Source organism: Pseudomonas sp. QTF5 (assembly GCF_000512695.2).
In the GTDB taxonomy this organism is placed as follows: Bacteria; Pseudomonadota; Gammaproteobacteria; order Pseudomonadales; family Pseudomonadaceae; genus Aquipseudomonas.
Genome location: NZ_AZRW02000021.1, coordinates 25,652 through 51,347, shown reverse-complemented (window position 1 = coordinate 51,347; position 25,696 = coordinate 25,652). Strand labels below are relative to the sequence as shown.

Annotated in this window: 20 protein-coding genes and 4 tRNA genes; 22 read left to right on the top strand and 2 right to left on the bottom strand. The window is 60.3% G+C overall.

Going from position 1 to position 25,696, the window contains the following annotated elements:
- Positions 1-16: 16 nt before the first annotated feature.
- Both IC37_RS17415 and IC37_RS17410 read right to left on the bottom strand, forming a co-directional pair.
- Positions 17-3,295: a bifunctional diguanylate cyclase/phosphodiesterase gene (locus tag IC37_RS17415; RefSeq protein WP_030132383.1), complete on the bottom strand. Its 3,279-nt coding sequence runs from the start codon at positions 3,293-3,295 to the stop codon at positions 17-19.
- An 84-nt stretch (positions 3,296-3,379) separates the two neighbouring features.
- Entirely contained in the window at positions 3,380-4,270 is an 891-nt protein-coding gene (locus IC37_RS17410) for a LysR family transcriptional regulator (RefSeq protein WP_030132382.1), read from the bottom strand.
- 158 nt (positions 4,271-4,428) lie between these two features.
- On the opposite strand from IC37_RS17410, the gene leuC reads away from it, so the two are divergent.
- The 22 genes from leuC to IC37_RS17300 all read left to right on the top strand — a co-directional run bounded on the left by leuC (position 4,429) and on the right by IC37_RS17300 (position 25,655).
- Complete coding sequence (leuC, locus tag IC37_RS17405) at positions 4,429-5,847, top strand: 3-isopropylmalate dehydratase large subunit (RefSeq protein WP_008007198.1); 1,419 nt, start codon at positions 4,429-4,431, stop codon at positions 5,845-5,847.
- Positions 5,848-5,858: 11 nt separating this feature from the next.
- Positions 5,859-6,503: a 3-isopropylmalate dehydratase small subunit gene (leuD, locus tag IC37_RS17400; RefSeq protein ID WP_030132381.1), complete on the top strand. Its 645-nt coding sequence runs from the start codon at positions 5,859-5,861 to the stop codon at positions 6,501-6,503.
- Positions 6,504-6,640: 137 nt separating this feature from the next.
- Positions 6,641-7,408 carry a class I SAM-dependent methyltransferase gene (locus IC37_RS17395; RefSeq protein WP_030132380.1) on the top strand — a complete coding sequence of 256 codons (768 nt, stop codon included), beginning with the start codon at positions 6,641-6,643 and terminating at the stop codon, positions 7,406-7,408.
- 59 nt (positions 7,409-7,467) lie between these two features.
- Complete coding sequence (gene leuB, locus IC37_RS17390) at positions 7,468-8,550, top strand: 3-isopropylmalate dehydrogenase (protein ID WP_030132379.1); 1,083 nt, start codon at positions 7,468-7,470, stop codon at positions 8,548-8,550.
- Positions 8,551-8,618: 68 nt separating this feature from the next.
- Positions 8,619-9,731, top strand: coding sequence for an aspartate-semialdehyde dehydrogenase (asd, locus tag IC37_RS17385; protein ID WP_007905957.1), 1,113 nt, complete (start codon positions 8,619-8,621; stop codon positions 9,729-9,731).
- Between the two features lie 166 nt (positions 9,732-9,897).
- Positions 9,898-10,908 carry an aspartate-semialdehyde dehydrogenase gene (locus IC37_RS17380; RefSeq protein WP_030132378.1) on the top strand — a complete coding sequence of 337 codons (1,011 nt, stop codon included), beginning with the start codon at positions 9,898-9,900 and terminating at the stop codon, positions 10,906-10,908.
- Positions 10,909-11,116: 208 nt separating this feature from the next.
- Positions 11,117-13,741 (top strand): FimV/HubP family polar landmark protein, encoded by a 2,625-nt coding sequence (locus IC37_RS17375; RefSeq protein WP_030132377.1) that lies wholly within the window; start codon positions 11,117-11,119, stop codon positions 13,739-13,741.
- Between the two features lie 524 nt (positions 13,742-14,265).
- The gene (truA, locus tag IC37_RS17370) at positions 14,266-15,090 is read left to right on the top strand and encodes a tRNA pseudouridine(38-40) synthase TruA (RefSeq protein WP_030132376.1); all 825 of its coding nucleotides are present in this window, start codon (positions 14,266-14,268) and stop codon (positions 15,088-15,090) included.
- A 63-nt stretch (positions 15,091-15,153) separates the two neighbouring features.
- Entirely contained in the window at positions 15,154-15,780 is a 627-nt protein-coding gene (locus IC37_RS17365; RefSeq protein WP_030132375.1) for a phosphoribosylanthranilate isomerase, read from the top strand.
- Between the two features lie 190 nt (positions 15,781-15,970).
- The gene (gene accD / locus IC37_RS17360; protein WP_007905946.1) at positions 15,971-16,891 is read left to right on the top strand and encodes an acetyl-CoA carboxylase, carboxyltransferase subunit beta; all 921 of its coding nucleotides are present in this window, start codon (positions 15,971-15,973) and stop codon (positions 16,889-16,891) included.
- On the top strand, positions 16,888-18,195 hold the full coding sequence (folC, locus tag IC37_RS17355) for a bifunctional tetrahydrofolate synthase/dihydrofolate synthase (protein WP_030132374.1): 1,308 nt from the start codon (positions 16,888-16,890) through the stop codon (positions 18,193-18,195). Before accD ends, folC begins: the two co-directional genes overlap by 4 nt.
- The gene (locus IC37_RS17350) at positions 18,179-18,853 is read left to right on the top strand and encodes an SPOR domain-containing protein (RefSeq protein ID WP_030132373.1); all 675 of its coding nucleotides are present in this window, start codon (positions 18,179-18,181) and stop codon (positions 18,851-18,853) included. Before folC ends, IC37_RS17350 begins: the two co-directional genes overlap by 17 nt.
- A gap of 98 nt (positions 18,854-18,951) precedes the next feature.
- The gene (locus IC37_RS17345) at positions 18,952-19,512 is read left to right on the top strand and encodes a CvpA family protein (RefSeq protein ID WP_030132372.1); all 561 of its coding nucleotides are present in this window, start codon (positions 18,952-18,954) and stop codon (positions 19,510-19,512) included.
- Positions 19,513-19,553: 41 nt separating this feature from the next.
- Positions 19,554-21,059, top strand: coding sequence for an amidophosphoribosyltransferase (purF, locus tag IC37_RS17340; RefSeq protein WP_030132371.1), 1,506 nt, complete (start codon positions 19,554-19,556; stop codon positions 21,057-21,059).
- 78 nt (positions 21,060-21,137) lie between these two features.
- Positions 21,138-22,349: an O-succinylhomoserine sulfhydrylase gene (locus IC37_RS17335; RefSeq protein ID WP_030132370.1), complete on the top strand. Its 1,212-nt coding sequence runs from the start codon at positions 21,138-21,140 to the stop codon at positions 22,347-22,349.
- Positions 22,346-23,122: an SDR family oxidoreductase gene (locus tag IC37_RS17330; RefSeq protein ID WP_030132369.1), complete on the top strand. Its 777-nt coding sequence runs from the start codon at positions 22,346-22,348 to the stop codon at positions 23,120-23,122. Before IC37_RS17335 ends, IC37_RS17330 begins: the two co-directional genes overlap by 4 nt.
- A gap of 274 nt (positions 23,123-23,396) precedes the next feature.
- Positions 23,397-23,472, top strand: a tRNA-Val gene (locus IC37_RS17325).
- A gap of 55 nt (positions 23,473-23,527) precedes the next feature.
- Positions 23,528-23,604, top strand: a tRNA-Asp gene (locus tag IC37_RS17320).
- A 92-nt stretch (positions 23,605-23,696) separates the two neighbouring features.
- Positions 23,697-23,773: transfer RNA gene (locus IC37_RS17315), tRNA-Asp, on the top strand.
- Positions 23,774-23,865: 92 nt separating this feature from the next.
- Positions 23,866-23,942 (top strand) — tRNA-Asp (locus IC37_RS17310).
- 262 nt (positions 23,943-24,204) lie between these two features.
- Positions 24,205-24,714 (top strand): sigma-70 family RNA polymerase sigma factor, encoded by a 510-nt coding sequence (locus IC37_RS17305; RefSeq protein ID WP_030132368.1) that lies wholly within the window; start codon positions 24,205-24,207, stop codon positions 24,712-24,714.
- Positions 24,711-25,655 carry a FecR domain-containing protein gene (locus IC37_RS17300; RefSeq protein WP_030132367.1) on the top strand — a complete coding sequence of 315 codons (945 nt, stop codon included), beginning with the start codon at positions 24,711-24,713 and terminating at the stop codon, positions 25,653-25,655. The genes IC37_RS17305 and IC37_RS17300 overlap by 4 nt, the downstream gene beginning before the upstream one ends.
- Positions 25,656-25,696: the final 41 nt, after the last annotated feature.

Below are 25,696 nucleotides of genomic sequence, written 5' to 3'. Positions count from 1 at the left end.
CCCTTTTTTGTTACCGTCACTTGAGCAGTTTCTGAAACTCCTCCACCGGCAGCGGCCGGCTGTGCAAATACCCCTGATACAAATGGCAGCCCAGCTCCTGCAAAAACTCCAGCTGCTCCAGGGTTTCCACCCCTTCGGCGATGACTTCCAATTCCAGGCTACGGGCCATGGCGACGATGGCGCGAATGATTTCGGCATCGTTGGGGTCGGTGGTGGCGTCGCGGATGAATGACTGGTCGATTTTCAGGGTGTCTACCGGCAGGCGCTTGAGGTAGGTCAGCGAGGAATAACCGGTACCGAAATCGTCCATGGCAAAGCTCACGCCGAGTTTTTTCAGGCGCCGCATTTTGCTGATGGTGTCGTCCAGGTTCTGGATGACGATGCCTTCGGTAATTTCCAGTTTCAGCAATGAGCAGGGCAGGCCATGGCTGCCGAGGCTGTGTTCGATGCGTTCGACGAAATCGTTCTGACGGAATTGCCGGGGGCTGATGTTCACGCACAGGCTGAAATTGAGCGGGTCGATCAGACCTTTGGCAGTCAGTTGTTTGAAGGCCTTGCAGGCTTCGTCGAGGATCCACGTGCCGACTTCCAGAATCAGCCCGCTGTCTTCCAGCACCTTGATGAACTCGGTGGGCGATTGCGCGCCCAGCTGCGGATGGTGCCAGCGCACCAAAGCCTCGGCGCCGGTTATGCGGTTGTCTCGAGCATCCACCTGCGGTTGGTATTGCACGCTGAACTCACCCCGGGAAAGCGCCAGACGCAGGTCGGTTTCCATGCGCAGGCGTTCGCTGGCGGCCTTCTGCATGGTGTTGTGATACATCTGCGTGGTGTTGCGGCCCGAGTCTTTGGCGCGGTAGAGGGCGATATCGGCACGTTTGAGCAAGTCGGTCGGGGTCGAGCCGTGGTCGGGGATCAGCGCGATGCCGATGCTCGGTGTTACTTGCAGGCGCTGTCCATCGAGGAACATCGGTTCGGACAGCAGTTCGCGCAGGGTGTCCGCCAACTCCCGGACCTGGGCGCTGACGTCGCTACGCGAGCCTTCCAGGCCGCTGAGCAGTACCACGAACTCGTCACCGCCCAGACGCGCGACGGTGTCTTCCATGCGCACGCTGGCTTCAAGGCGCGCGGTGATGATCTTCAGCACCGTATCGCCCACCGGGTGGCCGAGGGAGTCGTTGATATGTTTGAAATGGTCGAGATCGAGGAACATCAGCGCGCCGCGCAGGTTGTGGCGCTTGAGCAGGGCAATCTGCTGGCTTAGACGATCCATCAGCAGGGCGCGGTTGGGCAGGTTGGTCAGCGGGTCGTGGTAGGCCAGGTGACGGATCTGCGCTTCGGCGTTTTTCAGCAAGCTGACGTCCCGCGCGGTCAGCAGCAGGCACGCCGTTTCGTTGAGGGTGATCGGCTCCACCGAGACTTCGACGGTCAGCAACTCGCCACGTTTGTTGCGCCCGAGCATTTCCTGATGGTGAACCCGGCCCTTGATCTGTAGCTCCGCCAGCAGCGCCGAGCGTTGTTTCTCTTCGGCCCAGATGCCGACTTGATACACCGTGCGGCCGATCACTTCATCAGCGCGGTAGCCAGTCAGGCGACAGAAACCATCGTTAACCTCCAGATAGCGTCCGGTGTCGCGCTCGGTAATGGTGATGGCGTCGGGGCTTGAGTGGAAGGCCTTGGCGAACTTCTCCTCACTGGCCTTGAGCGCCGCTTCCGAGCGTTGCTGCTGGGTGATGTCGCGCAGGGTGGTGACGATGCAGGGTTGGTCGCCGACGCTGATCTGGCGGCTCGATATCACGCAGGTCAGGGACGGCCCGTCCTTATGCTGAACGATGATCGCCACATTGTTCAGGCCCTGTTCGCGGATGACCCGCTCAATCCTTTGCAGGCTTTTCGCTGAAGCGTCCCACAGGCCGATTTCGTCGGCGCTGCGACCAATCACGTCGACGGTGTTCCAGCCGAATGTCTGAGTGAAACTGGAGTTGATCTCGATGAAGTGACCGGTGTCCTGACGCGTGACGCAAATCGGGTCCGGGCTGACCTGAAACAAAGTGGCGAATTTCTCTTCCGACGCCACCAGTTGCTGTTCGCGCTCCACCTGATCTGTGATGTCCAGCAGTGTGCCGGCCATGCGAAACGGGGTGCCGTGATCGTCTCGATAAAGTCTGGCGCGGCTTTCCAGGTAGCGCGAACTGCCGTCCTGCAGTTGCACCCGGTACGTCAGTTGATAATTGCCGGCCGGGCCTTCGCGCAAGCTGCGGTAGGCGTCGCGCATGGTGTCGCGTTCTTCGCCGGGCACGCCTTCGAAAAACGCATCGAAGGATTCATGGAAGGGTTTGGGCTCCAGCCCATGCAACTGGGCGGCCCGTGCCGAGCCGTAAAGCATGCCGCTGGGAATGTGCCAGTCCCAGGTGCCGAGTTGCGCCGAATCCAGGGCCAGGTCGAGGCGTTCCTGGCTGTCTTTGAGGGCGTGCTCGGCAATTTTGCGTTCGGTGGTGTCAAGGAACGTGCTCAGCAGATAAGGCTGGCCCTCGAGTTCGACCTTTTGCGCACTGAGAATGCCGTCGTGAACCTGCCCATTGCTGGCGCGAAACTGCACCTCCATGTTGATCAGCTCGCCTTTGGCCTTGGTGGCCTTGACCAGTTGCACCCGTTGCTCCGGGTTGACCCACAGGCCCAGTTCCAGCGTGGTTCGGCCGATAGCGTCTTGCACCGGCCAGCCGAACAGGCTTTCGAAATACTGGTTGGCTTCGCTGATCAGCCCATCCTCCTGGCGGGTCAGCAGGACCATGTTCGGGCACAGGTGAAACAGCGTGGCGAAGCGTTTTTCCGAGCTGCTCAGCGCCTGTTCGCGCTGGCGCTGATGGGTGATTTCACGAATGACCCCAATCATTCGCGGCCGGCCGTTTTTGTCCGGGAGCAGGCTGCCGTTGATTTCCAGCCAGTGCAGGCTGCCGTCGGGCCAGCGGATGCGATGGTGCATGGCCTGTTCCAGCGGGGCGCCGGCGATCACTGCATTGAAGGCACGGATGGTTTTCGCCCGATCCTCCTGGGGCAGCAGGTCGAGGTATTCCAGGTCCTCGGGCAACGGTTGCCGGGGATCGAAGCCGAACAACGCCTGAGTACCCCGGGACCAACTGATTTGCCCGCGCTCGATGTCCCAATACCAGGCGCCGAGCCGAGCGCCGTTGAGGGCCGCTAGCAACTGCGGGGCGCTTTCCCAACTCTGCTCGGACCGTTTGGGGTCAAGCGCCTGAATTCGTGGCATCGGCGGCATACGTTCAACAGATTTGGGCATGGATAACAGGCCTTGGGCTGAATTGGGCGTTAGGCACAGGGTTTTGGGGCTCTATAGGCGTAGCACAAAAACAAGAAGCACAGCTTAGCCGCGAGTCCCTGGCTGATCGATTTGTGCATCCAGCAGGGCCATAAAGGCCCGTGCCGCGTTCGACAGCGTCCGTTCGGTGTGCAGGATATAGCCTAGCTGGCGAGTGAGCTGTATGCCCGGCAAAGGTATGCGCGCCACTTGATCGTCCAGCATGGTGCGCGGCAAAACGCTCCAGGCGAGGCCGATCGACACCATCATTTTTATGGTTTCCAGATAATTCGTGCTCATGGCGATGTTCGGCGTCAGGCCCTGGGCCTCGAACAGGCGCTGCACGATGTGGTGGGTAAAGGTATTGCCGCCGGGGAAAACCGCAGGGTGCAGGGCAATATCCGCCAGGCTGACGGGACCGTTAGCGATCAGCGAATGCTCCGGGGCGACCACGAAATCCAGCGGGTCGTCCCATACAGGCGTGGCCTTGACCAGTACGTGAGGTTCCGGCGCAAGAGTGATTACCGCCAGTTCGGCGCGGCCATGGAGGATTTCTTCGTAGGCCACTTCCGAATCGAGGAACTGAATATCCAGCGCCACTTGTGGGTAACGTCGAGTGAACTCCCTTAATAAGGGCGGCAAACGGTGCAGGCCAATGTGATGACTGGTGGCCAATGTCAGACGACCGGTGACTTCGCCAGTCAGATTGGTCAGTGCGCGACGGGTGTCATCCAGCACATTGAGGATCTGATAGGCCCGTGGCAGCAGGGCGCGACCGGCTTCGGTCAAGCTGACTTCCCGGCCCAGTCGATCGAACAGCCGCACCTTCAATTGCTGCTCCAGCCCGGCGATGCGCTTGCTGATGGCTGGTTGTGTCAGGTGCAGTCGTTCGCCGGCGCCGGAGAAGCTTCCAGTCTCGGCAATCGCGATAAAAGCATTAAGGTTGGCGAGGTCCATGATGATGTCTCGGTGGCATTCCAGTTGGTTATGCAAAGCATGAAAAATATGAATTTGAGTTATTTAATGTAACCCCCTAGGATCGACCTCACAAGCCAAAGGGTTATTGAAATGTTCAAAGCCTGGGGCATAGAAACAAGCTGATGAGGAACCGTCCGATGGCCGGCAAAACGCTCTACGACAAGCTCTGGGATTCGCATTTGGTCAAGCAGCGCGACGATGGCTCGGCGCTGATCTACATCGATCGTCACATCATCCACGAAGTGACCTCGCCGCAAGCCTTCGAAGGCCTGCGTCTGGCCGGGCGCAAGCCTTGGCGCATCGATGCCAACATCGCGACCCCGGACCACAACGTTCCGACGACTCCGGAGCGCAAGGGCGGCATCGAAGCGATTGTCGACCAGGTCTCGCGTTTGCAGGTTCAGACCCTCGACGATAACTGTGACGAATACGGCATCGTCGAATTCAAGATGAATGACGTCCGCCAAGGCATCGTCCACGTCATCGGCCCGGAGCAGGGCGCCACCTTGCCGGGCATGACCGTAGTTTGCGGCGACTCCCATACCTCGACCCACGGCGCGTTCGGTGCCCTGGCTCACGGTATCGGCACTTCCGAGGTCGAGCACGTGCTCGCCACTCAGTGCCTGGTCGCGAAAAAGATGAAAAACATGCTGGTATCGGTCGAAGGCCAATTGCCGTTCGGCGTCACCGCCAAGGACATCGTTCTCGCAGTGATCGGCAAGATCGGCACCGCCGGCGGTAACGGCCATGCCATCGAGTTCGCCGGTAGCGCGATTCGCGACTTGTCCGTTGAAGGCCGCATGACCATTTGCAACATGTCGATCGAGGCCGGCGCTCGCGTAGGTCTGGTGGCCGCCGACGAAAAAACCGTGGCTTACGTCAAGGGCCGTCCATTTGCTCCGAAGGGCGCGGAATGGGACTTGGCTGTCGAGGCCTGGAAAGACCTGGTTTCCGACGCGGATGCCAAGTTCGACACCATCGTCGAGCTCGATGCCACTCAGATCAAACCGCAAGTCAGCTGGGGTACCTCGCCTGAGATGGTCTTGGCTGTCGATCAGAACGTTCCCGATCCAGCGAAGGAAATGGACCTGGTCAAGCGTGGCTCCATCGAGCGCGCGTTGAAGTACATGGGTTTGACCGCCAATCAGGCGATCACCGATATTCAGCTGGACCGCGTATTCATTGGCTCCTGCACCAACTCGCGGATCGAAGACCTGCGCGCCGCTGCTGTGATCGCCAAGGGTCGCAAAGTGGCTTCGACCATCAAGCAGGCCATCGTGGTGCCGGGTTCGGGGCTGGTGAAGGCTCAGGCCGAATCCGAAGGCCTGGACAAGATTTTCCTCGAAGCCGGTTTTGAATGGCGCGAGCCGGGTTGCTCGATGTGCCTGGCGATGAACCCGGACCGTTTGGAGTCGGGCGAGCATTGCGCGTCGACCTCCAACCGTAACTTCGAAGGCCGTCAGGGCGCCGGTGGCCGTACGCACCTCGTGAGCCCGGCCATGGCCGCCGCCGCCGCGGTGAACGGTCGTTTTGTCGACGTCCGTGAATTGATCTAAAGGAGCGCAGCATGAAAGCTTTTACCCAGCACACTGGTCTTGTCGCGCCTTTGGATCGTGCCAATGTCGACACCGATCAGATCATTCCGAAGCAGTTCTTGAAGTCGATCAAGCGCACCGGTTTCGGTCCGAACCTGTTCGATGAGTGGCGTTACCTGGATGTCGGGCAGCCGTATCAGGACAACTCCAAGCGCCCGCTGAACAAGGACTTCGTCCTCAACGCCGAGCGTTATCAGGGCGCCAGCGTGTTGCTGGCCCGCGAGAACTTCGGTTGCGGCTCCAGCCGCGAACACGCGCCGTGGGCGCTGGAAGAGTACGGTTTCCGCAGCATCATCGCGCCGAGCTATGCCGACATCTTCTTCAACAACAGCTTCAAGAACGGCTTGCTGCCGATCATCCTGAGCGATGCTGAAGTCGATGAACTGTTCCAGCAGGTTGAGGCGACTCCGGGCTATCAGTTGCAGGTTGATCTGCAAGCCCAGACCGTGACCCGTCCGGATGGCAAGGTGTTGAACTTTGAAATCGATGCCTTCCGCAAACACTGTCTGCTCAATGGCCTGGACGATATCGGCCTGACCTTGCAGGACCACGAGGCGATTGCCACGTTTGAAGCCAAGCATCGCGCGAGTCAGCCGTGGTTGTTTCGTGATGCGTGATTGATCCGAAATTGATGTAGGTAGGGCCGGCCTCTTCGCGAGCAAGCCCGCTCCCACATTGGATTGCATTTCAAATGTGGGAGCGGGCTTGCTCGCGAAGACGGCAGATCAGACAACACAAATATCAGGACATAACTATGACCAGCACCGCCCCACACAGTCAGGTAGTACAAAAGCAATTCGGTGAACAGGCCTCGGCCTACCTGAGCAGCGCCGTACACGCTCAAGGCACTGAGTTCGCGCTGCTACAGGCTGAACTGGCAGGGCAGGGCGATGCCCGTGTGCTGGACTTGGGTTGCGGCGCTGGTCATGTGAGTTTTCATGTGGCTTCGCTGGTCAAGGAAGTGGTGGCTTACGACCTGTCTCAACAGATGCTCGACGTGGTGGCCGCTGCGGCCGTCGATCGCGGCTTGAGCAACGTGTCCACCGTACTGGGTGCCGCCGAGCGCCTGCCGTTCGCCGATGGCGAGTTCGATTTCGTCTTCAGTCGTTATTCGGCGCACCATTGGAGCGACCTCGGGCTGGCCCTGCGCGAAGTTCGCCGGGTGCTGAAGCCGGGCGGGGTGGCGGCGTTCATTGATGTGTTGTCACCGGGCAGCCCGTTGTTCGACACTTACCTGCAAAGCGTCGAAGTGCTGCGCGACACCAGTCACGTGCGCGATTATTCTGCGGGCGAGTGGTTGCGTCAGATCAGCGAGGCGGGATTGCATACCCGCAGCACCACGCGCCAACGGCTGCGCCTTGAATACACGTCCTGGGTTGAGCGCATGCGTACGCCGCAGGTGATGCGCGCGGCAATCCGCGAGTTGCAGCAATCGATGGGCAATGAAGTTCGCGAATATTTCGAGATTGAGGCCGATGGTTCGTTCAGTACAGATGTGCTGGTGCTGATGGCTGAACGATAAGCGCCAAGACTTTTTCCGGGTACGCCCAAGGGCGTGCCGACTGATGACATGAGGAAAGCATGAGCAAGCAGATTCTGATTCTCCCGGGTGACGGTATTGGCCCGGAAATCATGGCCGAAGCGGTCAAGGTGCTGGAGCTGGCGAACGACAAGTACAGCCTGGGCTTCGAACTGAGTCACGACGTGATCGGTGGCGCCGCCATCGACAAGTACGGCGTGCCGCTGGCTGACGAAACCCTGGCCCGTGCCCGTGCCGCCGATGCGGTATTGCTGGGTGCCGTGGGCGGCCCGAAATGGGACACCATCGAACGTGACATCCGTCCTGAGCGCGGTCTGCTGAAAATCCGTGCGCAACTGGGCCTGTTCGGCAACCTGCGTCCAGCCATCCTTTACCCGCAACTGGCCGAGGCTTCCAGCCTGAAGGCAGAAATCGTGGCGGGTCTGGACATCCTAATCGTCCGTGAACTGACCGGCGGCATCTACTTCGGCGCGCCACGTGGCGTGCGCGAGCTGGAAAACGGCGAGCGTCAGGCCTACGACACCCTGCCATACAGCGAAACCGAAATCCGCCGTATCGCCCGTGTCGGTTTCGACATGGCCCGCGTGCGCGGCAAGAAGCTGTGCTCGGTGGACAAGGCCAACGTGCTGGCGTCCAGCCAACTGTGGCGTGAAGTCGTCGAGCAAGTGGCCAAGGACTACCCGGACGTCGAACTGAGCCACATGTACGTCGACAACGCCGCCATGCAACTGGTGCGTGCACCGAAGCAATTCGATGTGATCGTCACCGACAACCTGTTCGGCGACATTCTTTCCGACGAAGCGTCGATGCTTACCGGTTCCATCGGCATGCTGCCGTCGGCGTCGCTGGATGCCAACAACAAAGGCATGTACGAGCCGTGCCACGGTTCGGCGCCGGACATCGCTGGCAAGGGCATTGCCAACCCGTTGGCGACCATTCTGTCGGTGTCGATGATGCTGCGTTACAGCTTCAATCTGCAGGATGCGGCCGATGCCATCGAGCAGGCCGTAAGCCTGGTATTGGATCAGGGCCTGCGCACAGGCGACATCTGGTCGGCCGGTTGCACCAAGGTCGGTACGCAGGAAATGGGCGACGCAGTAGTCGCCGCGCTGCGGAATCTGTAATCTCTCTGGCCCGCTGCGACTTTCAACCATGAAAGCAGCGGCCCACTTTTCAAGAAGGTGTAGTTGCGATGAAACGTGTAGGTCTGATCGGTTGGCGCGGTATGGTCGGTTCCGTGCTCATGCAGCGGATGCTGGAAGAGCAGGATTTCGATCTTATCGAGCCGGTGTTTTTCACCACTTCCAATGTCGGTGGCCAAGGCCCGTCCGTGGGCAAGGACATTGCTCCGCTCAAGGACGCTTACAGCATTGAAGAGCTGAAAACCCTCGACGTGATTCTGACCTGCCAGGGTGGCGACTACACCAGCGAAGTCTTCCCGAAACTGCGTGAAGCCGGCTGGCAGGGTTACTGGATCGACGCCGCTTCCAGCCTGCGCATGCAGGATGACGCAGTGATCGTGCTGGACCCGGTGAACCGCAAGGTCATCGACCAGCAGCTCGACGCGGGCACCAAGAACTACATCGGCGGCAACTGCACCGTCAGCCTGATGCTGATGGGCCTGGGCGGCCTGTTCGAAGCCGGTCTGGTCGAGTGGATGAGCGCCATGACCTATCAGGCGGCCTCCGGTGGCGGCGCGCAGCACATGCGTGAACTGATCAAGCAAATGGGTGTGACCCACACCGCTGTCGCCGATCAACTGGCCGACCCGGCTAGCGCCATCCTCGACATCGACCGCCGTGTCGCCGAAGCCATGCGCAGCGACGCGTACCCGACCGAAAACTTCGGCGTACCGCTGGCTGGCAGCCTGATCCCGTGGATCGACAAGGAACTGCCGAACGGTCAGAGCCGCGAAGAGTGGAAGGCCCAGGCCGAGACCAACAAGATCCTCGGTCGCTTCAAGAGCCCGATCCCGGTGGATGGCATCTGCGTGCGCATCGGCGCCATGCGCTGCCACAGCCAGGCGCTGACCATCAAGTTGAACAAAGACGTGCCGATCGCCGACATCGAAGGGCTGATCAGCCAGCACAACCCATGGGTCAAGCTGGTGCCGAACAACCGTGAGATCAGCATGCAGGAGCTGAGCCCGACGAAAGTCACCGGCACCCTGAACGTACCAGTCGGCCGTCTGCGCAAACTGAACATGGGGTCGCAGTTCGTCGGTGCCTTCACCGTCGGCGACCAATTGCTGTGGGGCGCGGCCGAACCGCTGCGCCGCATGCTGCGGATTTTGCTTGAGCGTTGATCGATTGATGTAATGAAGAACCCGCGCCTTGAAAGAGGTGCGGTTTTTTTTTGCGCACCGATCGTTCCCACGCAGAGCGTGGGAACGATCAGGATGGGGCGTGAATTGCCTCACTGCCAACCACCCGGTAAAGTGCCGCTCCCCCCGTTTCGCCAGAGGTAGAACCATGAGCCAGTCCTTTGATATTGCCGTGATCGGCGCCACCGGTACTGTCGGCGAAACACTCGTCCAGATTCTCGAAGAGCGGGATTTTCCGGTCGCTAACCTGCACCTGCTGGCGAGCAGTGAATCGGCCGGGCATTCGGTACCGTTTCGCGGCAAGAACGTGCGGGTGCGGGAAGTCGATGAATTCGATTTCAGCAAAGTCCAGTTGGTGTTCTTTGCCGCCGGCCCGGCGGTGACCCTCAGTTTCGCTCCGCGTGCCACGGCCGCCGGTTGCTCGCTGATCGATCTGTCCGGCGCCTTGCCGGCCGACCAAGCGCCGCAAGTGGTGCCCGAGGCCAATGCTGAAATCCTGAGCGGTCTGAAAAAGCCCTTCCAGGTCAGCAGCCCAAGCCCTTCGGCGACGACGCTGGCGGTGGTGCTGGCACCGTTACTCGATGTGCTCGACCTGCAGCGCATCAGCCTGACTGCCAGTCTGGCGGTGTCTGCCCAAGGTCGCGAAGCGGTTACCGAGCTGGCCCGGCAAACCGCCGAGCTGCTCAATGTGCGCCCGCTGGAGCCAGCTTTCTTTGATCGGCAGATGGCTTTCAACCTGCTGGCGCAAGTCGGTACGCCTGATACTCAAGGTCATACGCTGCTGGAAAAACGCCTGGTGCGCGAGTTGCGTCAGGTCATGGCGCTGCCGTTATTAAAGATTTCCGTCACTTGCATTCAAGCTCCGGTGTTTTTCGGCGATAGCTTTAGCGTGACCTTGCAGTCGTCGAGCGCTGTCGATCTGGCGAAAGTCAACGCAGCCCTGGAAGCGGCGCCCGGTATCGAACTGGTCGAGGCGGGCGATTACCCGACCCCGGTAGGCGATGCGGTAGGGCAGGACGTGGTTTACGTTGGTCGGGTTCGCAGCGGGATCGACGACCCGGCGGAACTTAATGTGTGGCTGACGTCAGATAACGTACGCAAAGGGGCCGCGCTCAATGCTGTGCAGGTGGCTGAATTGTTGATAAAAGACCTGCTGTAAAAGATACTTGGCAACAATTTATTGAATGATTCCCGTCGAGCGTCATGCTTGGCCGGAATGCTTAAGGTGAGCCACCCCGCAGGGCTTCCCATTGCATGAATGAAATGATCGCGCGCGACGACCCTTCGTCGCCGCGCGCAATGCCTTACGGCAGCGGCAATCAACACCTTCTCGCTGGCCGAGGAATGTTCAAACAAAGGAAGAGGTTATGGTTCAAGTTCGCAAACTGGTGTTAGCAATAGCGGCCGCCTCGGCGCTGTCCTCCGGTATGGCGCATGCCCTCGGGCTCGGGGAACTGACCCTGAAATCGACGCTGAACCAGCCTCTGGTCGCAGAAATCGAGTTGCTCGACGTCAAGGACCTCACGGCCGCCGAAGTGGTGCCGAGCCTGGCCTCGCCCGAAGATTTCGCCAAGGCTGGTGTCGATCGCCAGGCGTTTCTCAATGACCTGACCTTTACCCCGGTACTTAACGCCAGCGGCAAAAGCATCCTGCGCGTCACGTCCAGCAAACCCCTGTCCGAACCGATGGTGAAGTTCCTGGTTCAGGTGATGTGGCCCAACGGTCGTCTGCTGCGCGATTACAGCGTGCTGCTCGATCCGTCCAAATTCTCGCCGCAGACCGCCGACGCCGCCACGCAACCGGCGCCAGCCCAAGCGGTGACCGCGCCAGTCACCGGCGCTACCAAATCGTCGCAATACACCACCACGCCGCGCGATACCCTATGGGAAATCGCCGCGAAGGCGCGTAATGGCGGTTCGATCCAGCAGACTATGCTGGCCATCCAGGCGCTGAACCCGGATGCCTTTATCGACGGCAACATCAACCGACTGAAAACCGGTCAGGTGCTGCGTTTGCCTGATCAGGTACAGAGCTCCCACCTGCCGCAACCCAAGGCCATCGCTGAGGTTGCCGCGCAGAACACCGCGTGGCGTCAGGGTCGTCGCTACGTGGCGAAACCTGGAACCGGTCAGCAGCAACTCGATGCCACCAAGCGCACTCGCGGTGAAGGTGCTTCATCGCAAGCCGCCGCCGACAAACTGAGCCTGGTCTCTGCCGACACCGGCAAGGGTGGCAAAGGTGCCGCTGGTGATGCGAAAGCGTTGAGCAACAAACTGGCTGTCACCCAGGAAAGCCTCGACACCACTCGTCGTGACAATGCTGAGCTGAAAAGCCGCATGAGCGATCTGCAAAGTCAGGTGGACAAGCTGCAGCGCCTGATCGAATTGAAGAACAATCAGCTGGCCAAACTGCAGGCCGAAGGCGGCGCGGCACCGGCTACGAGCGCTCCGGCGATGTCGGCTGAGCTGGCGGCCAGTCCTGCGGCAACGCCAGCGGACGCGGCTCCGGCAACACCTGCGCCAGAGGCTGCTGCACCGCAAGCCGTCGAGCCGACGCCTGTCGCATCCGACGATCAGAAGTTCAACGAGCTGCTGACCAATCCGATTCTGCTCGGTCTGGTGGGTGGCGGTGCGGTGGTGCTGCTGCTCTTGCTGCTGTTGCTGGCCCGTCGCCGCAAAGCTCAGCAAGAGGCTGAGAAGCATCTGCGCATGGCCCGTGCCCTGGAGGAGGAGCAAGAGTTCTCCGTCGACCAGGACCTGCCGGAAAGCAGCTTCGAAGGTTTGGAGGTTCCGCCGCCGAGCGTGAAACTTGCGACCGCGCCAACGCCTGCCCCTGCACCAGCCCCGGTGATTGCTCCGGTTGTGATGACGCCGCCGATTGCTGCGCCACTGATATCGCCTGCCGCCGAGCGCTCTGACAGCGTACTGGCTCAGGCGCAGTCGCACATTGCAGGCGGTCGTCTGAATCAGGCCGCCGCCTTGCTGGAAGACGCGATCAAGCAAGAGCCACAGCGCAGTGACCTGCGCTTGAAGCTGATGGAAGTCTACGGTCAGCAGGGCGACCGCGATGCGTTCGTCGTCCAGGAGCGTCAGCTGGTGGCCAACGGCGACAACTTCGCCCGCGTCGAAGAGTTGAAAAGCCGCTTCCCGGCCATGGCGGTTGTGGCGGCCAGCGGTCTGGCTGCCGCCGCCATCGCCGCCGAGCTGGATGCGCAATACGTCAAGGAGCTGCTACTGGACGAACCGCAAGCCCCGGAACCTGCATTGTCCGACTTTGATAGCGCCTTCGATCTGAGCCTGGACGATCTGGATGTGGCTGCTCCTATCGCGCAAGTTGTTGCGGCGGGCCCAGAGCTAGAGCCCGCACCAGCACCGGCGCCAGATCCAGAACCGGTGGCTGAGCTGGACGGGTTTCCGCTGGACGACGACCTGAGCTTTGAGTCGGTGTTGCAGCAACAGACTGAAATCAAGGAAAACCTCGACGATCTGTCGGACTTCGACCTGGACATGGATCTGGGCGGCAATGCCTCCCCGGAAACGCTGGCCGAAGACGACTTCCTGCTGAGTCTGGATGAAGATCTCAAGGATTTGCCCGCCGCCGAAGCGTCGCCCGTGACCGAGCCGACGCTCGACGACCTGGAGTTGCCTGCGGATTTCGATCTGTCACTGGCCGATGAAATGGATGCCGCCCCGGATCAGCCTGACGCCTTCGAAAACGAACTCAACGACGTCAATGCCGAGCTGGATCGTCTGTCCCAGAGCCTTGGCGAGCCGAGCTTCACCGCCGAAGACGCCTTGGCCTCCGCGGCTGATGAGCCGGACTTCGATTTCCTCTCCGGCACCGACGAAGTCGCCACAAAGCTCGATCTGGCCCAGGCCTACATCGACATGGGCGACAACGACGGCGCTAGGGACATCCTCAATGAGGTGGTGACCGAGGGTGATGTCGGTCAGAAGAGCGAAGCCAAGGAAATGCTCTCGCGTCTGGCGTGAGTCATCGGTAAGGCATAAACAAAACGGCAGCCCATCGAGGCTGCCGTTTTTGTTTGGGCGGTGATGCGATGGCGCCTGTTGGATCGCCTTCGCGGGCAAGCCTCGCTCCTACATTGGATCGGGTTTGTTCGCATTATTTGCGCCAGACACCAATCCCCCCCGGTCAGGGTTGTCCACATTATTTGCGGCTGACACCAATTACCTGTGGGAGCGGGCTTGCTCGCGAAGGGGGTATCCCATTCAACATCCATGGAGGCAGTTACTCCGCTTTCGCGAGCAAGCCCGCTCCCACATTTGATCGGGGTTGCCTGCATTATTTGCGCCGGGCGCCAATCCCCTGTGGGAGCGAGCCTGCTCGCGATGAAGGCATCGCGTTCAACATCAAATCCGGCATTGCACCGGTCGGGTAGAGCACGAAGATCACGCGGCTCTGGCATCCCGGTCCGGCGGCCTTATAATGCCTGCCTTTGCGTAGATCAGCAGGCTGTCACCCCTTGGCAAATATAGATAATCCGGCCGCCGAAATGGCGGCCGACGGCTTTTTCCGGATTGCGTTGGGCGTTGAATACAAAGGTTCGCGCTATCGCGGCTGGCAGCGTCAGGCCTCCGGTGTGGCCACGGTGCAGGAAACCCTCGAAAAGGCCTTGTCCAAAGTCGCCGACTCCCCCGTGTCGCTGCATTGCGCCGGGCGCACCGACGCCGGTGTGCATGCTTGCGGGCAGGTGGTGCATTTCGATACCCAGGTCGAGCGTTCGATGAAGGCCTGGGTCATGGGCGCCAACATCAACTTGCCGCACGACGTCAGCGTCAGTTGGGCCAAGGTCATGCCGGCGGATTTCCATGCGCGGTTCAAAGCCATTGCCCGGCGCTATCGCTACGTGATCTACAACGATCAGATCCGCCCGGCGCACCTGAACGAAGAAATCACCTGGAACCACCGTCCACTGGACGTCGAGCGCATGTCCGAGGCCGCTCGGTATCTGGTCGGCACCCACGACTTCAGCGCATTCCGCGCCGGCCAGTGCCAGGCCAAGTCGCCGATCAAGGAGCTGCATCACCTGCGCGTAACCCGCCATGGCAAAATGATCGTGCTGGATATCCGCGCCAGCGCGTTCCTGCACCACATGGTGCGCAACATCGCCGGGGTGCTGATGACCATCGGTACTGGCGAGCGTCCCGCGGAGTGGATGAAGGAAGTCCTGGAAAGCCGTGTACGTCGGTCCGGCGGGGTGACGGCCCATCCATTCGGCCTGTATCTGGTGCAAGTCGAGTATCGCGACGAGTTCGAACTGCCCGAGCGTTACATCGGCCCACACTTCCTCACCGGCTTCTCGGAACTTGACGGCTGACGCCCTCGAACGCTTTTGTTACCATCCGGGACTTTCCCGGATTTGTCCTGAGGTTCTATCGACATGTCAGCCGTTCGCAGCAAAATTTGTGGGATTACCCGCATAGAGGATGCGTTGGCGGCGGTCGAGGCCGGTGCCGATGCCATCGGATTTGTGTTCTACGCCAAAAGCCCGCGGGCTGTGACGTTCCAGCAGGCGAGGGCGATCATCAAGGCTTTGCCGCCGTTCGTGACCACCGTGGGTTTGTTCGTCAATGCCAGCCGCTGCGAGTTGGGGGAAATCCTCGATGCCGTGCCGCTGGACCTGTTGCAGTTCCATGGGGATGAGACCGCGGCCGACTGCGAAGGCTGGCATCGGCCATACATCAAGGCGTTGCGGGTCAAGGCCGGTGATGACATCGCAGCCGCTTGCGATGCCTACGCCAGTGCCAGCGGGATCTTGCTCGACACCTATGTCGAGGGCATTCCCGGCGGTACCGGTGAAGCCTTTGACTGGTCATTGATACCGCAAGGCCTGAGCAAGCCGATCATCCTGGCTGGCGGCTTGACACCGGAAAACGTCGCCGAGGCGATTGCCCGGGTTCGGCCTTACGCAGTGGACGTCAGTGGCGGAGTAGAGGCGAGCAAGGGCATCAAGGATCACGCAAAGATTCAGGCATTCATCAAAGCAGTACGCGGGAGCCTACGATGATGTGACGGCTGGCAGACTGCCGCCGTCCACAGCTTGGTAGAAAAGAGGCTGAGGATTTTTTGGGTTGTACGAAGGTCAGTTTCGCTGACCCGGCCACCCGCCGATCATCGCCACACATGAATTTAGCTCAAGGGCATACGCGGGGCTGCGAACCAGAGCGTTCGGGCCGCCGGTACTGGAGAAAGAAAGCATGAGCAACTGGTTAGTAGACAAACTGATCCCTTCGATCATGCGTTCCGAGGTCAAGAAGAGCTCGGTGCCTGAAGGTCTGTGGCACAAATGCCCGTCTTGCGAGGCGGTGCTGTATCGTCCAGAGCTGGAAAAGACCCTGGACGTTTGCCCCAAGTGCAACCACCACATGCGTATCGGCGCGCGCGCGCGCATTGACATCTTCCTCGACGCTGACGGCCGTGCCGAACTGGGCGCGGACCTGGAGCCGGTTGACCGTCTGAAATTCCGCGACGGCAAGAAGTACAAGGATCGCCTGACCGCTGCGCAAAAGCAGACCGGCGAAAAAGATGCATTGATCTCCATGAGTGGCACCTTGCTGGGCATGCCAGTCGTGGTATCAGCCTTCGAATTCTCCTTCATGGGTGGTTCGATGGGTGCCATCGTCGGTGAGCGCTTCGTGCGCGCCGCCAACTACGCCCTGGAAAACCGTTGCCCGATGATCTGCTTCGCCGCCTCCGGTGGTGCGCGGATGCAGGAAGCGCTGATCTCTCTGATGCAAATGGCCAAGACCTCCGCGGTGCTGGCGCGTCTGCGTGAAGAAGGCATTCCGTTCATCTCGGTACTGACCGACCCGGTCTACGGCGGTGTTTCCGCCAGCCTGGCGATGCTCGGCGACGTGATCGTCGGTGAGCCGAAAGCCCTGATCGGTTTCGCCGGCCCGCGCGTTATCGAACAAACCGTTCGCGAAAAACTGCCGGAAGGCTTCCAGCGCAGCGAGTTCTTGCTGGAACACGGTGCGATCGACATGATCATTCACCGTCAGGAACTGCGTCCGCGTCTGGGTAACCTGCTGGCACAAATGATGGGCCTGCCGACGCCAAAATTCGTCGCCGCGCCGATCGAGCCAATCGTGGTTCCACCGGTGCCTGCCAACATATGACCCAACGCACCCTTGGCGAGTGGCTCGCCTACCTTGAACAGTTGCATCCTTCGGCCATCGACATGGGGCTGGAGCGTTCGCAACAGGTAGCGTCCCGCATGGGACTGGGCCAGCCGGCGCCTCGGGTGATCACGGTCACCGGCACCAACGGCAAGGGTTCTACCTGTGCGTTCGTGGCTTCGTTGCTGCGGGCGCAGGGCCTGAACGTCGGTGTCTACAATTCTCCGCATCTGCTGCGTTACAACGAGCGGGTGCAGGTCAATGGCGTCGAAGCCACTGACGCCGAGCTGTGCGAAGCCTTCGCTGCGGTCGAGGCCGGTCGTGGCGACACTTCCCTGACATACTTCGAAATGGGCACCCTGGCGGCGTTCTGGCTGTTTCAGCAGGCGGGGCTTGATGCGGTGGTGCTGGAAGTGGGGCTGGGCGGGCGTCTGGATACCGTCAACGTGGTCGATGCCGATATCGCGCTGGTGACCAGCATTGGTGTCGATCATGCGGATTACCTGGGCGACACCCGCGAATCCGTGGCCTTCGAAAAGGCCGGTATTTTCCGCCAGGGCGCGCCTGCGCTCTGTGGCGATCTGAATCCCCCTCAACCTCTGCTGGATAAGGCGCGCGAGCTCAATTGCCCGTTTTTCCTGCGTGGGCGCGATTTCGACTTGGGTATCACCGATCACAACTGGCAATGGCGCGGCCTTGATGATCAGGGGTGTGTAGTCGAGTTGCATGATCTGCCATTGCTCGATCTGCCGATGGAAAACGCCGCACTGGCATTGCAGGCTTACCTGCTGCTCGGTTTGCCTTGGGTAGATACACAGATTATTGAAGCCCTGAAAGCGACACGCGTGGTCGGTCGTCTCGATCGCCGTCAGTTCGACTGGCAGGGCAAGCGTCTGAATGTGTTGCTGGACGTGGGGCACAACCCCCATGCGGCAGAATACCTGGCCCGTCGTCTGGCCAGTCGACCGCCGGCCGGCAAGCGTCTGGCGGTGTTCGGGTTGTTGGCGGACAAGGATCTGGATGGTGTTGTCGGTGAATTGAATGCTAGTGTCCAGCATTGGGCTGTCGCCCCGCTGGATTCGCCGCGCGCGCGGCCCGTTGAGCAGTTGCACGCGGCGTTGCAGAACCTTGGCGCCTCGGTAACGTCTTATGGCAGCGTGGCCGCCGCCCTGGAAGGGCAGTGCGCGCAGGCGACGAGCGACGATGAAATTCTGTTGTTCGGATCATTTTATTGTGTCGCCGAGGCCCTTGAATGGCTGGCCCGGCACTCCACGGAGGAAGCGGCAAATGGCTTTGCTGGATAAGGCGTACAAACAGCGCATGGTCGGTGCCCTGGTGCTGGTGGCGCTGGCGGTGATTTTCCTGCCGATGCTGTTTTCCCGTCAGGACGAACAGCGCCAGGTGAGAGTCGACGCGCCGGCTGCACCGCAAGCGCCAGCTGTGCCGCACGTGCAGGTCGAGCCGGTGGTGGTGCCTGAACCGCAGGCATTACCGCAGGAGCCTGTGCCAAGCGATGACGAAATTGCCGAGCAGCAAGCGCCGTCGACACCGATTGCGCCAAGTGCTCCTGTGGCAGCGCCACCAGCGCCACCAGCGCCACCGGCTGCCAAACCGGTCACGCCTCCGGCGCCAGTCGCCAAGCCTGTGCCGGCACCTGCCCAGCCAATCGCTGCTGCACCGACCAAGCCGAGCACCACCCCAAGTCGCGTCGATGCCAATGGCCTGTCGGTCAGTTGGTCAGTGCAACTGGCCAGCCTGTCGAGCCGTGAAAGCGCTGAAAGCCTGCAAAAAAACCTGCGCAGCCAGGGCTATAACGCTTATATCCGCTCCGCCGATGGCAAAAATCGGGTGTTCGTCGGACCGCTGATCGAGCGCGCGGAAGCCGATCGTCTGCGTGACTTGTTGAGTCGCCAGCAGAATCTCAAGGGTTTTGTGGTGCGTTTTCAGCCTGAGCGCGGTTAAAACTATCGCCCTGATTTGAAAAGCACTGACAATCTCAGCTTACCGACAGCCATGGGCTCTGCTAAAATGCGCCGCCTTATCTGTCTGTAGGCTGCACTGTGCCATTTACCTGGGTTGACTGGGCGATCGTTGCAATCGTCGCCATCTCCGCTTTGATCAGTCTGAGCCGCGGCTTCGTCAAAGAAGCACTCTCGCTGCTGACCTGGATCATCGCAGGAGGCGTTGCCTGGATGTTCGGTGGTTCATTGTCCGAGTACCTCGGCGGATACATCGAAACGCCGTCGGCTCGCGTGATCGCGGGCTGTGCCATCATGTTTGTCGCCACTTTAATCGTAGGCGCAATGATCAATTATCTTATCGGCGAGTTGGTTCGCGTCACCGGGCTATCCGGGACCGATCGATTCCTCGGCATGGCCTTCGGCGCTGCGCGTGGCGTGTTGCTGGTGGTTGTGGCGGTCGGGCTGTTGAGCCTGGGGCCGGTACAGCAGGACGGGTGGTGGCAAGAGTCACAGCTCGTGCCAAAATTTCTATTGGTTGCAGACTGGTCCAAAAACCTGATCCTGGGTTGGAGTAGTCAGTGGCTTGCCAGCGGAATCAGCGTACCCGCTGATATACCGTTCAAGGAGCACCTCTTGCCGACGGTCAAAACGCCTCAGTGAGTTGTGTTCAGTTCAGATCCATTAAGTAGGGGTTGCGTCGCATGTGTGGCATCGTCGGTATCGTCGGTAAGTCGAACGTCAATCAGGCGCTGTATGACGCGCTAACCGTCCTCCAGCACCGCGGCCAGGACGCTGCCGGTATCGTGACCAGCCATGATGGCCGGTTATTCCTGCGCAAGGACAATGGCCTGGTACGTGACGTGTTCCATCAGCGTCACATGCAGCGCCTGGTCGGTCACATGGGCATTGGCCATGTGCGTTACCCGACCGCGGGCAGTTCGACCTCGGCCGAAGCTCAACCGTTTTACGTCAACTCGCCGTACGGCATCACCTTGGCGCACAACGGTAACCTGACCAACGTTGAACAACTGGCCAAGGAGATTTACGAATCTGACTTGCGCCACGTCAACACCAATTCCGATTCGGAAGTGCTGCTCAACGTGTTCGCGCACGAGCTGGCCCAGCGCGGCAAGTTGCAGCCGACCGAAGAAGACGTGTTCGCTGCCGTCACTGGCGTGCATAACCGTTGCGTTGGTGGTTACGCGGTCGTGGCGATGGTGACCGGTTATGGCATCGTCGGTTTCCGCGATCCGCACGGCATCCGTCCGATCGTTTTCGGTCAGCGTCACACCGACGAAGGCGTCGAGTACATGATCGCCTCCGAAAGCGTTTCGCTGGACGTACTCGGATTCACCCTGATTCGCGACCTGGCACCGGGCGAAGCGGTCTACATCACTGAAGACGGCAAGCTGCACACCCGTCAGTGCGCGACCAACCCGTCGCTGACTCCGTGCATTTTCGAACACGTCTATCTGGCGCGTCCGGACTCGATCATCGACGGCGTCTCGGTCTACAAGGCCCGCCTGCGTATGGGCGAGAAGCTTGCCGAGAAGATCTTGCGCGAGCGTCCGGATCACGACATCGACGTGGTCATCCCGATTCCGGACACCAGCCGCACCGCGGCCCTGGAGCTGGCGAACCACTTGGGCGTCAAGTTCCGCGAAGGCTTCGTGAAGAACCGCTACATCGGCCGGACCTTCATCATGCCGGGTCAGGCTGCACGGAAAAAATCCGTACGCCAGAAGCTCAACGCCATCGAGCTGGAATTCCGCGGCAAAAACGTGATGCTGGTGGACGATTCCATCGTTCGCGGCACCACCTGCAAGCAGATCATCCAGATGGCTCGCGAAGCCGGCGCCAAAAACGTCTATTTCTGCTCCGCGGCACCGGCCGTGCGTTACCCGAACGTCTACGGCATCGACATGCCAAGCGCTCACGAGCTGATCGCTCATAACCGTTCGACCCAGGACGTAGCCGACCTGATCGGCGCTGACTGGTTGATCTATCAGGATCTGCCTGACTTGATCGAAGCAGTCGGTGGCGGCAAGATCAAGATCGAGAAATTCGATTGCGCGGTGTTCGACGGCCAGTACGTCACCGGCGACGTCGACGAGGCTTACCTGAACAAGATCGAGCAGGCACGCAACGATGCCTCCAAGGTCAAGACCCAGGCAGTCAGTGCGATCATTGATCTGTACAACAACTGAGTAACTACCGGCCCTGAGGGGCCGGTTTTGTATCTACTACAGACTCTCTAAATCAAGAGCAGGGCAAGGAGTGACAGCATGAGTCAGGATTGGGATGCCGGTCGGCTGGACAGCGACCTCGAAGGCGTAGCGTTCGATACCCTGGCCGTACGCGCCGGTCAGCACCGCACGCCGGAAGGCGAACACGGTGATCCGATGTTCTTCACTTCCAGCTACGTGTTCCGTACCGCGGCCGACGCGGCCGCGCGCTTTGCTGGCGAAGTGCCGGGTAACGTTTACTCGCGCTACACCAATCCGACCGTGCGCGCGTTCGAAGAGCGAATTGCCGCGCTGGAAAGCGCCGAGCAAGCGGTGGCCACGGCGACCGGCATGGCCGCGATCATGGCGGTGGTGATGAGTCTGTGCAGCGCAGGCGATCATGTTCTGGTCTCGCGCAGCGTGTTCGGCTCGACCATCAGCCTGTTCGAAAAGTACTTCAAGCGCTTCGGCATCGAAGTCGATTACGTGCCCCTGGCGGACTTATCCGGCTGGGATGCGGCGATCAAGGCCAACACCAAGTTACTGTTCGTCGAGTCGCCCTCCAACCCGCTGGCCGAACTGGTAGACATCAAAGCGCTGTCGGAAATTGCTCACGCCAAAGGCGCGATGCTGGTGGTCGACAACTGCTTCTGCACACCTGCGTTGCAGCAGCCGCTGAAGCTGGGCGCGGACATCGTTGTGCATTCGGCGACCAAGTTCATCGACGGCCAGGGTCGTTGCATGGGCGGTGTTGTGGCCGGTCGTAGCGAGCAGATGAAAGAAGTCGTCGGTTTCCTGCGTACCGCCGGGCCGACCCTGAGCCCGTTCAACGCCTGGATCTTCCTCAAGGGGCTGGAAACGCTGAGCCTGCGCATGAAAGCGCATTGCGCCAATGCCCAGCAACTGGCCGAATGGCTGGAGCAGCAGGACGGTATCGAGAAAGTCCATTACGCCGGTCTCCAGAGCCATCCGCAGCACGAACTGGCCCAGCGTCAGCAGAAGGGCTTCGGTGCGGTCGTGAGTTTCGAGGTCAAGGGCGGCAAAGAGGGCGCCTGGCGCTTTATCGATGCGACGCGCCTTATCTCTATCACGGCCAACCTGGGCGACAGCAAAACCACCATCACGCACCCGAGCACCACCTCTCACGGCCGTCTGGCGCCGCAAGAGCGTGAAGCGGCGGGCATTCGTGACAGCCTGATCCGCATTGCGGTCGGTCTGGAAGACGTGGCAGACCTGCAGGCCGATCTGACGCGCGGGTTGGCGGCCTTGTGATTGAGTTGTCGACGCCGGCCACGGGCACCCATGGCCGCGTCGCGTTGGTCACCGGTGCTGCGCGCGGCATCGGTCTGGGAATTGCGGCCTGGCTGATCAGCGAAGGCTGGCAGGTGGTGCTGACCGATCTGGATCGGGAGCGCGGTTCGAAAGTGGCGAAGGTGCTTGGTGAAAACGCCTGGTTTATCGCCATGGACGTCGCGAATGAAGCGCAAGTGGCACTGGGCGTGGCCGAGGTGCTGGGACGGTTTGGGCGTCTGGATGCGCTGGTATGCAATGCGGCAGTGGCCGATCCGCATAACATCACCCTGGAAAGTCTCGATCTGGCCTACTGGAACCGGGTGCTGGCGGTGAATCTCGGCGGGCCGATGCTGTTGGCCAAGCACTGTGCGCCGTACCTGCGCGCTCACAACGGCGCCATCGTCAATCTGGCCTCGACCCGCGCCGGGCAGTCGGAACCCGACACCGAGGCGTATGCCGCGAGCAAGGGCGGTTTGTTGGCCCTGACTCACGCCCTGGCTATCAGCCTTGGCCCGGAGATCCGGGTCAATGCGGTCAGCCCCGGCTGGATCGATGCCCGCGATCCTTCCGTGCGCCGTGCCGAACCGCTGACCGATGCCGATCATGCCCAGCACCCGGCGGGCAGGGTGGGGACGGTCGAGGACGTGGCGGCGATGGTGGCGTGGTTGCTGTCGAAGAACGCCGGTTTCGTTACGGGCCAGGAGTTCGTGGTCGATGGTGGCATGACCAAGAAGATGATTTACAGCGAGTAAATCCAAGCGTGGCTGCGATGGATGTAGCCAGCATTGATGTTGAATGTGCCGCCGTCTTCGCGAGCAAGTCGGATCGCCGCACCGCCGCTCCCACACTGAATTTATGTCGATCACAAACCTGTGCTCCGCCGCAGATCCAGTGTGGGAGCGGGCTTGCTCGCGAAAGCGGTCTGACTGTGTAAGACACAATTTTGTCTTTTTCAGAAAAACTTCAAGCGGGGTATTGACTTAGCTTCGGTACCTGCGTAAATTTCGCGGCCTCGGAGATGCAAACGGGTGATTAGCTCAGCTGGGAGAGCGTCTGCCTTACAAGCAGAATGTCGGCGGTTCGATCCCGTCATCACCCACCACTTCCGGGAGTCTTGCGAAAGCAAGATGGAAGCTTTTAAAAGCCTCCACCGACGCGCAGCGGTAGTTCAGTCGGTTAGAATACCGGCCTGTCACGCCGGGGGTCGCGGGTTCGAGTCCCGTCCGCTGCGCCATATTTTCCGAGTCAGATTTATCTGGTTCGAGATTGAAAAGCTTCTGAGTTTTCAATCAGACGAGTTACTTGGGCGAAAGTCCAAAGCGATACGCAGCGGTAGTGCAGTCGGTTAGAATACCGGCCTGTCACGCCGGGGGTCGCGGGTTCGAGTCCCGTCCGCTGCGCCATATTTTCCGAGTCAGATTTATCTGGTTCGAGATTGAAAAGCTTCTGAGTTTTCAATCAGACGAGTTACTTGGGCGAAAGTCCAAAGCGATACGCAGCGGTAGTTCAGTCGGTTAGAATACCGGCCTGTCACGCCGGGGGTCGCGGGTTCGAGTCCCGTCCGCTGCGCCATATCTGCCTCAAGGCCCACTGAACGCCTTGGAGCTACGAAGCAAGCCGCCGGTAAAACCAGTGCCTGTTTCGAGTCGATAGCAAAGACCCTGGTCGAAAGACCGGGGTTTTTTGTGTCTGCGATTTGGCTTTTTCTCCTCTTGCGTCTTCCCGGTCTGACCTTTGTGCGCATTCGATGCACAAAGGGCTTGGTTCGCAGTACCGACATTAATTAGAATCACTCTCATTTACGATAACTCCTTGGCACACAGGGCTTCTAGAGATGAGTGATGCAGCGATGCCGAAGGAGCAAACCTTCCACGATCTGTACCGCGATCACCGTGGCTGGCTGGAAGGCTGGTTGAGAAGACGCATGGGCAATGGCTGTGATGCGGCGGACCTCAGTCAGGATACGTTCCTGCGTTTACTCGCCAGTTCTCAACGAATTGCCGATCTGCAAGAGCCCCGTGCCTATCTGCTGACCGTGGGCAAACGCCTGCTGAGCAATTTCTATAAGCGTCGAAACCTCGAGCAGGCTTACCTGACGGCGCTGGCGGCGCTGCCGGAAGACTGTGTGCCGTCGCCCGAGCAGCGCTGGTTGTTGCTCGAAACCCTGCAAGCCCTGGATGAACTGCTCGATGGATTGCCAGCAACAGTGCGCAGGGCGTTTCTCTGGAGTCAGCTGGAAGGTTTGAACTATCAGCAAATCGCCGAGCGCCTGCGGGTATCGGAGCGCACGATCAAACGCTACATGGCGCAAGCCTATGAGCATTGCCTGTTGGTGGAACTGTGAACAGTCCAGTGCCCGATGCCCGTCAGGCAGTGCGAGCTGCCGCGCAGTGGCTCGCCTTGCTGGAATCTGGAAGTGCCAGTGAGCAGGATCGTGCGAATCTGCAGCGTTGGCGCGACAGTTGCTTCAGTCACGAGCAGGCTTGGCAGAAGGCTCAAGCCTTGCGTCAGCGGTTTGCCAGTCTGCCTTCAGCATTGGCGCTCAAAAGTCTGGATCGCCCCGAGCCGGGTCGGCGTGTGGTGCTCAAGCGTGCATTGGGTGCGGTGGCGTTGGTGCCGGCCGCTTGGTTGATCAGTCGACAATTGCCTCTGGATGTCTGGCGAGCCGATCTGCATACGGCCACCGGGGAGCGCAAACAGGTGCAGCTCGCTGATGGCGGTTCCTTGCAACTCAACACGGCTAGTGCCGTCGATGTGGATTTGCAGAGCCGGCGCTTGAAGCTGATTGAGGGCGAGCTGTCGCTGAAGGTGCCGGGGGCGTCACCGCTGACGATCCAAACGAAGTTTGGACAAATCATCGTCAGCCAAAGCGAAGTCTGTGTTCGACAGGAGGCGCGCGGTTGCCGCGTATCGGTGTACAACGGCGCCGTGCAATTGCAGCCTGTGCAGGGGCCGGTGTTGGCTTTGCGCGGTGGTCAACAAGTCAGTCTCCAAGCAATCGGTGTCGGGCCGATCAGCCCATTCGATGTGCTTTCGCCGGGTTGGCGAGAGGGCGTGCTGATCGCGAAAAACCAGCCGCTGGGAGATTTCCTGCGCGAACTCAGCACTTATCGGCCGGGTGTGCTGCGTTGGGAGCCGGAGCTTGAAGCGTTGCGTGTCACTGGCAGTTTCCGCCTGGACGATACCGATCGCGTTCTCGCGCTGCTCGCGGCCAGCCTGCCGCTGGAGGTGCATTCACGTACCCGTTATTGGGTGACGTTGCAGCCGCGCAAAAATAGTGTATGAAGCCTGTCCCCTTTTTTCGACTCGCTTGTCATTCAAGGCAT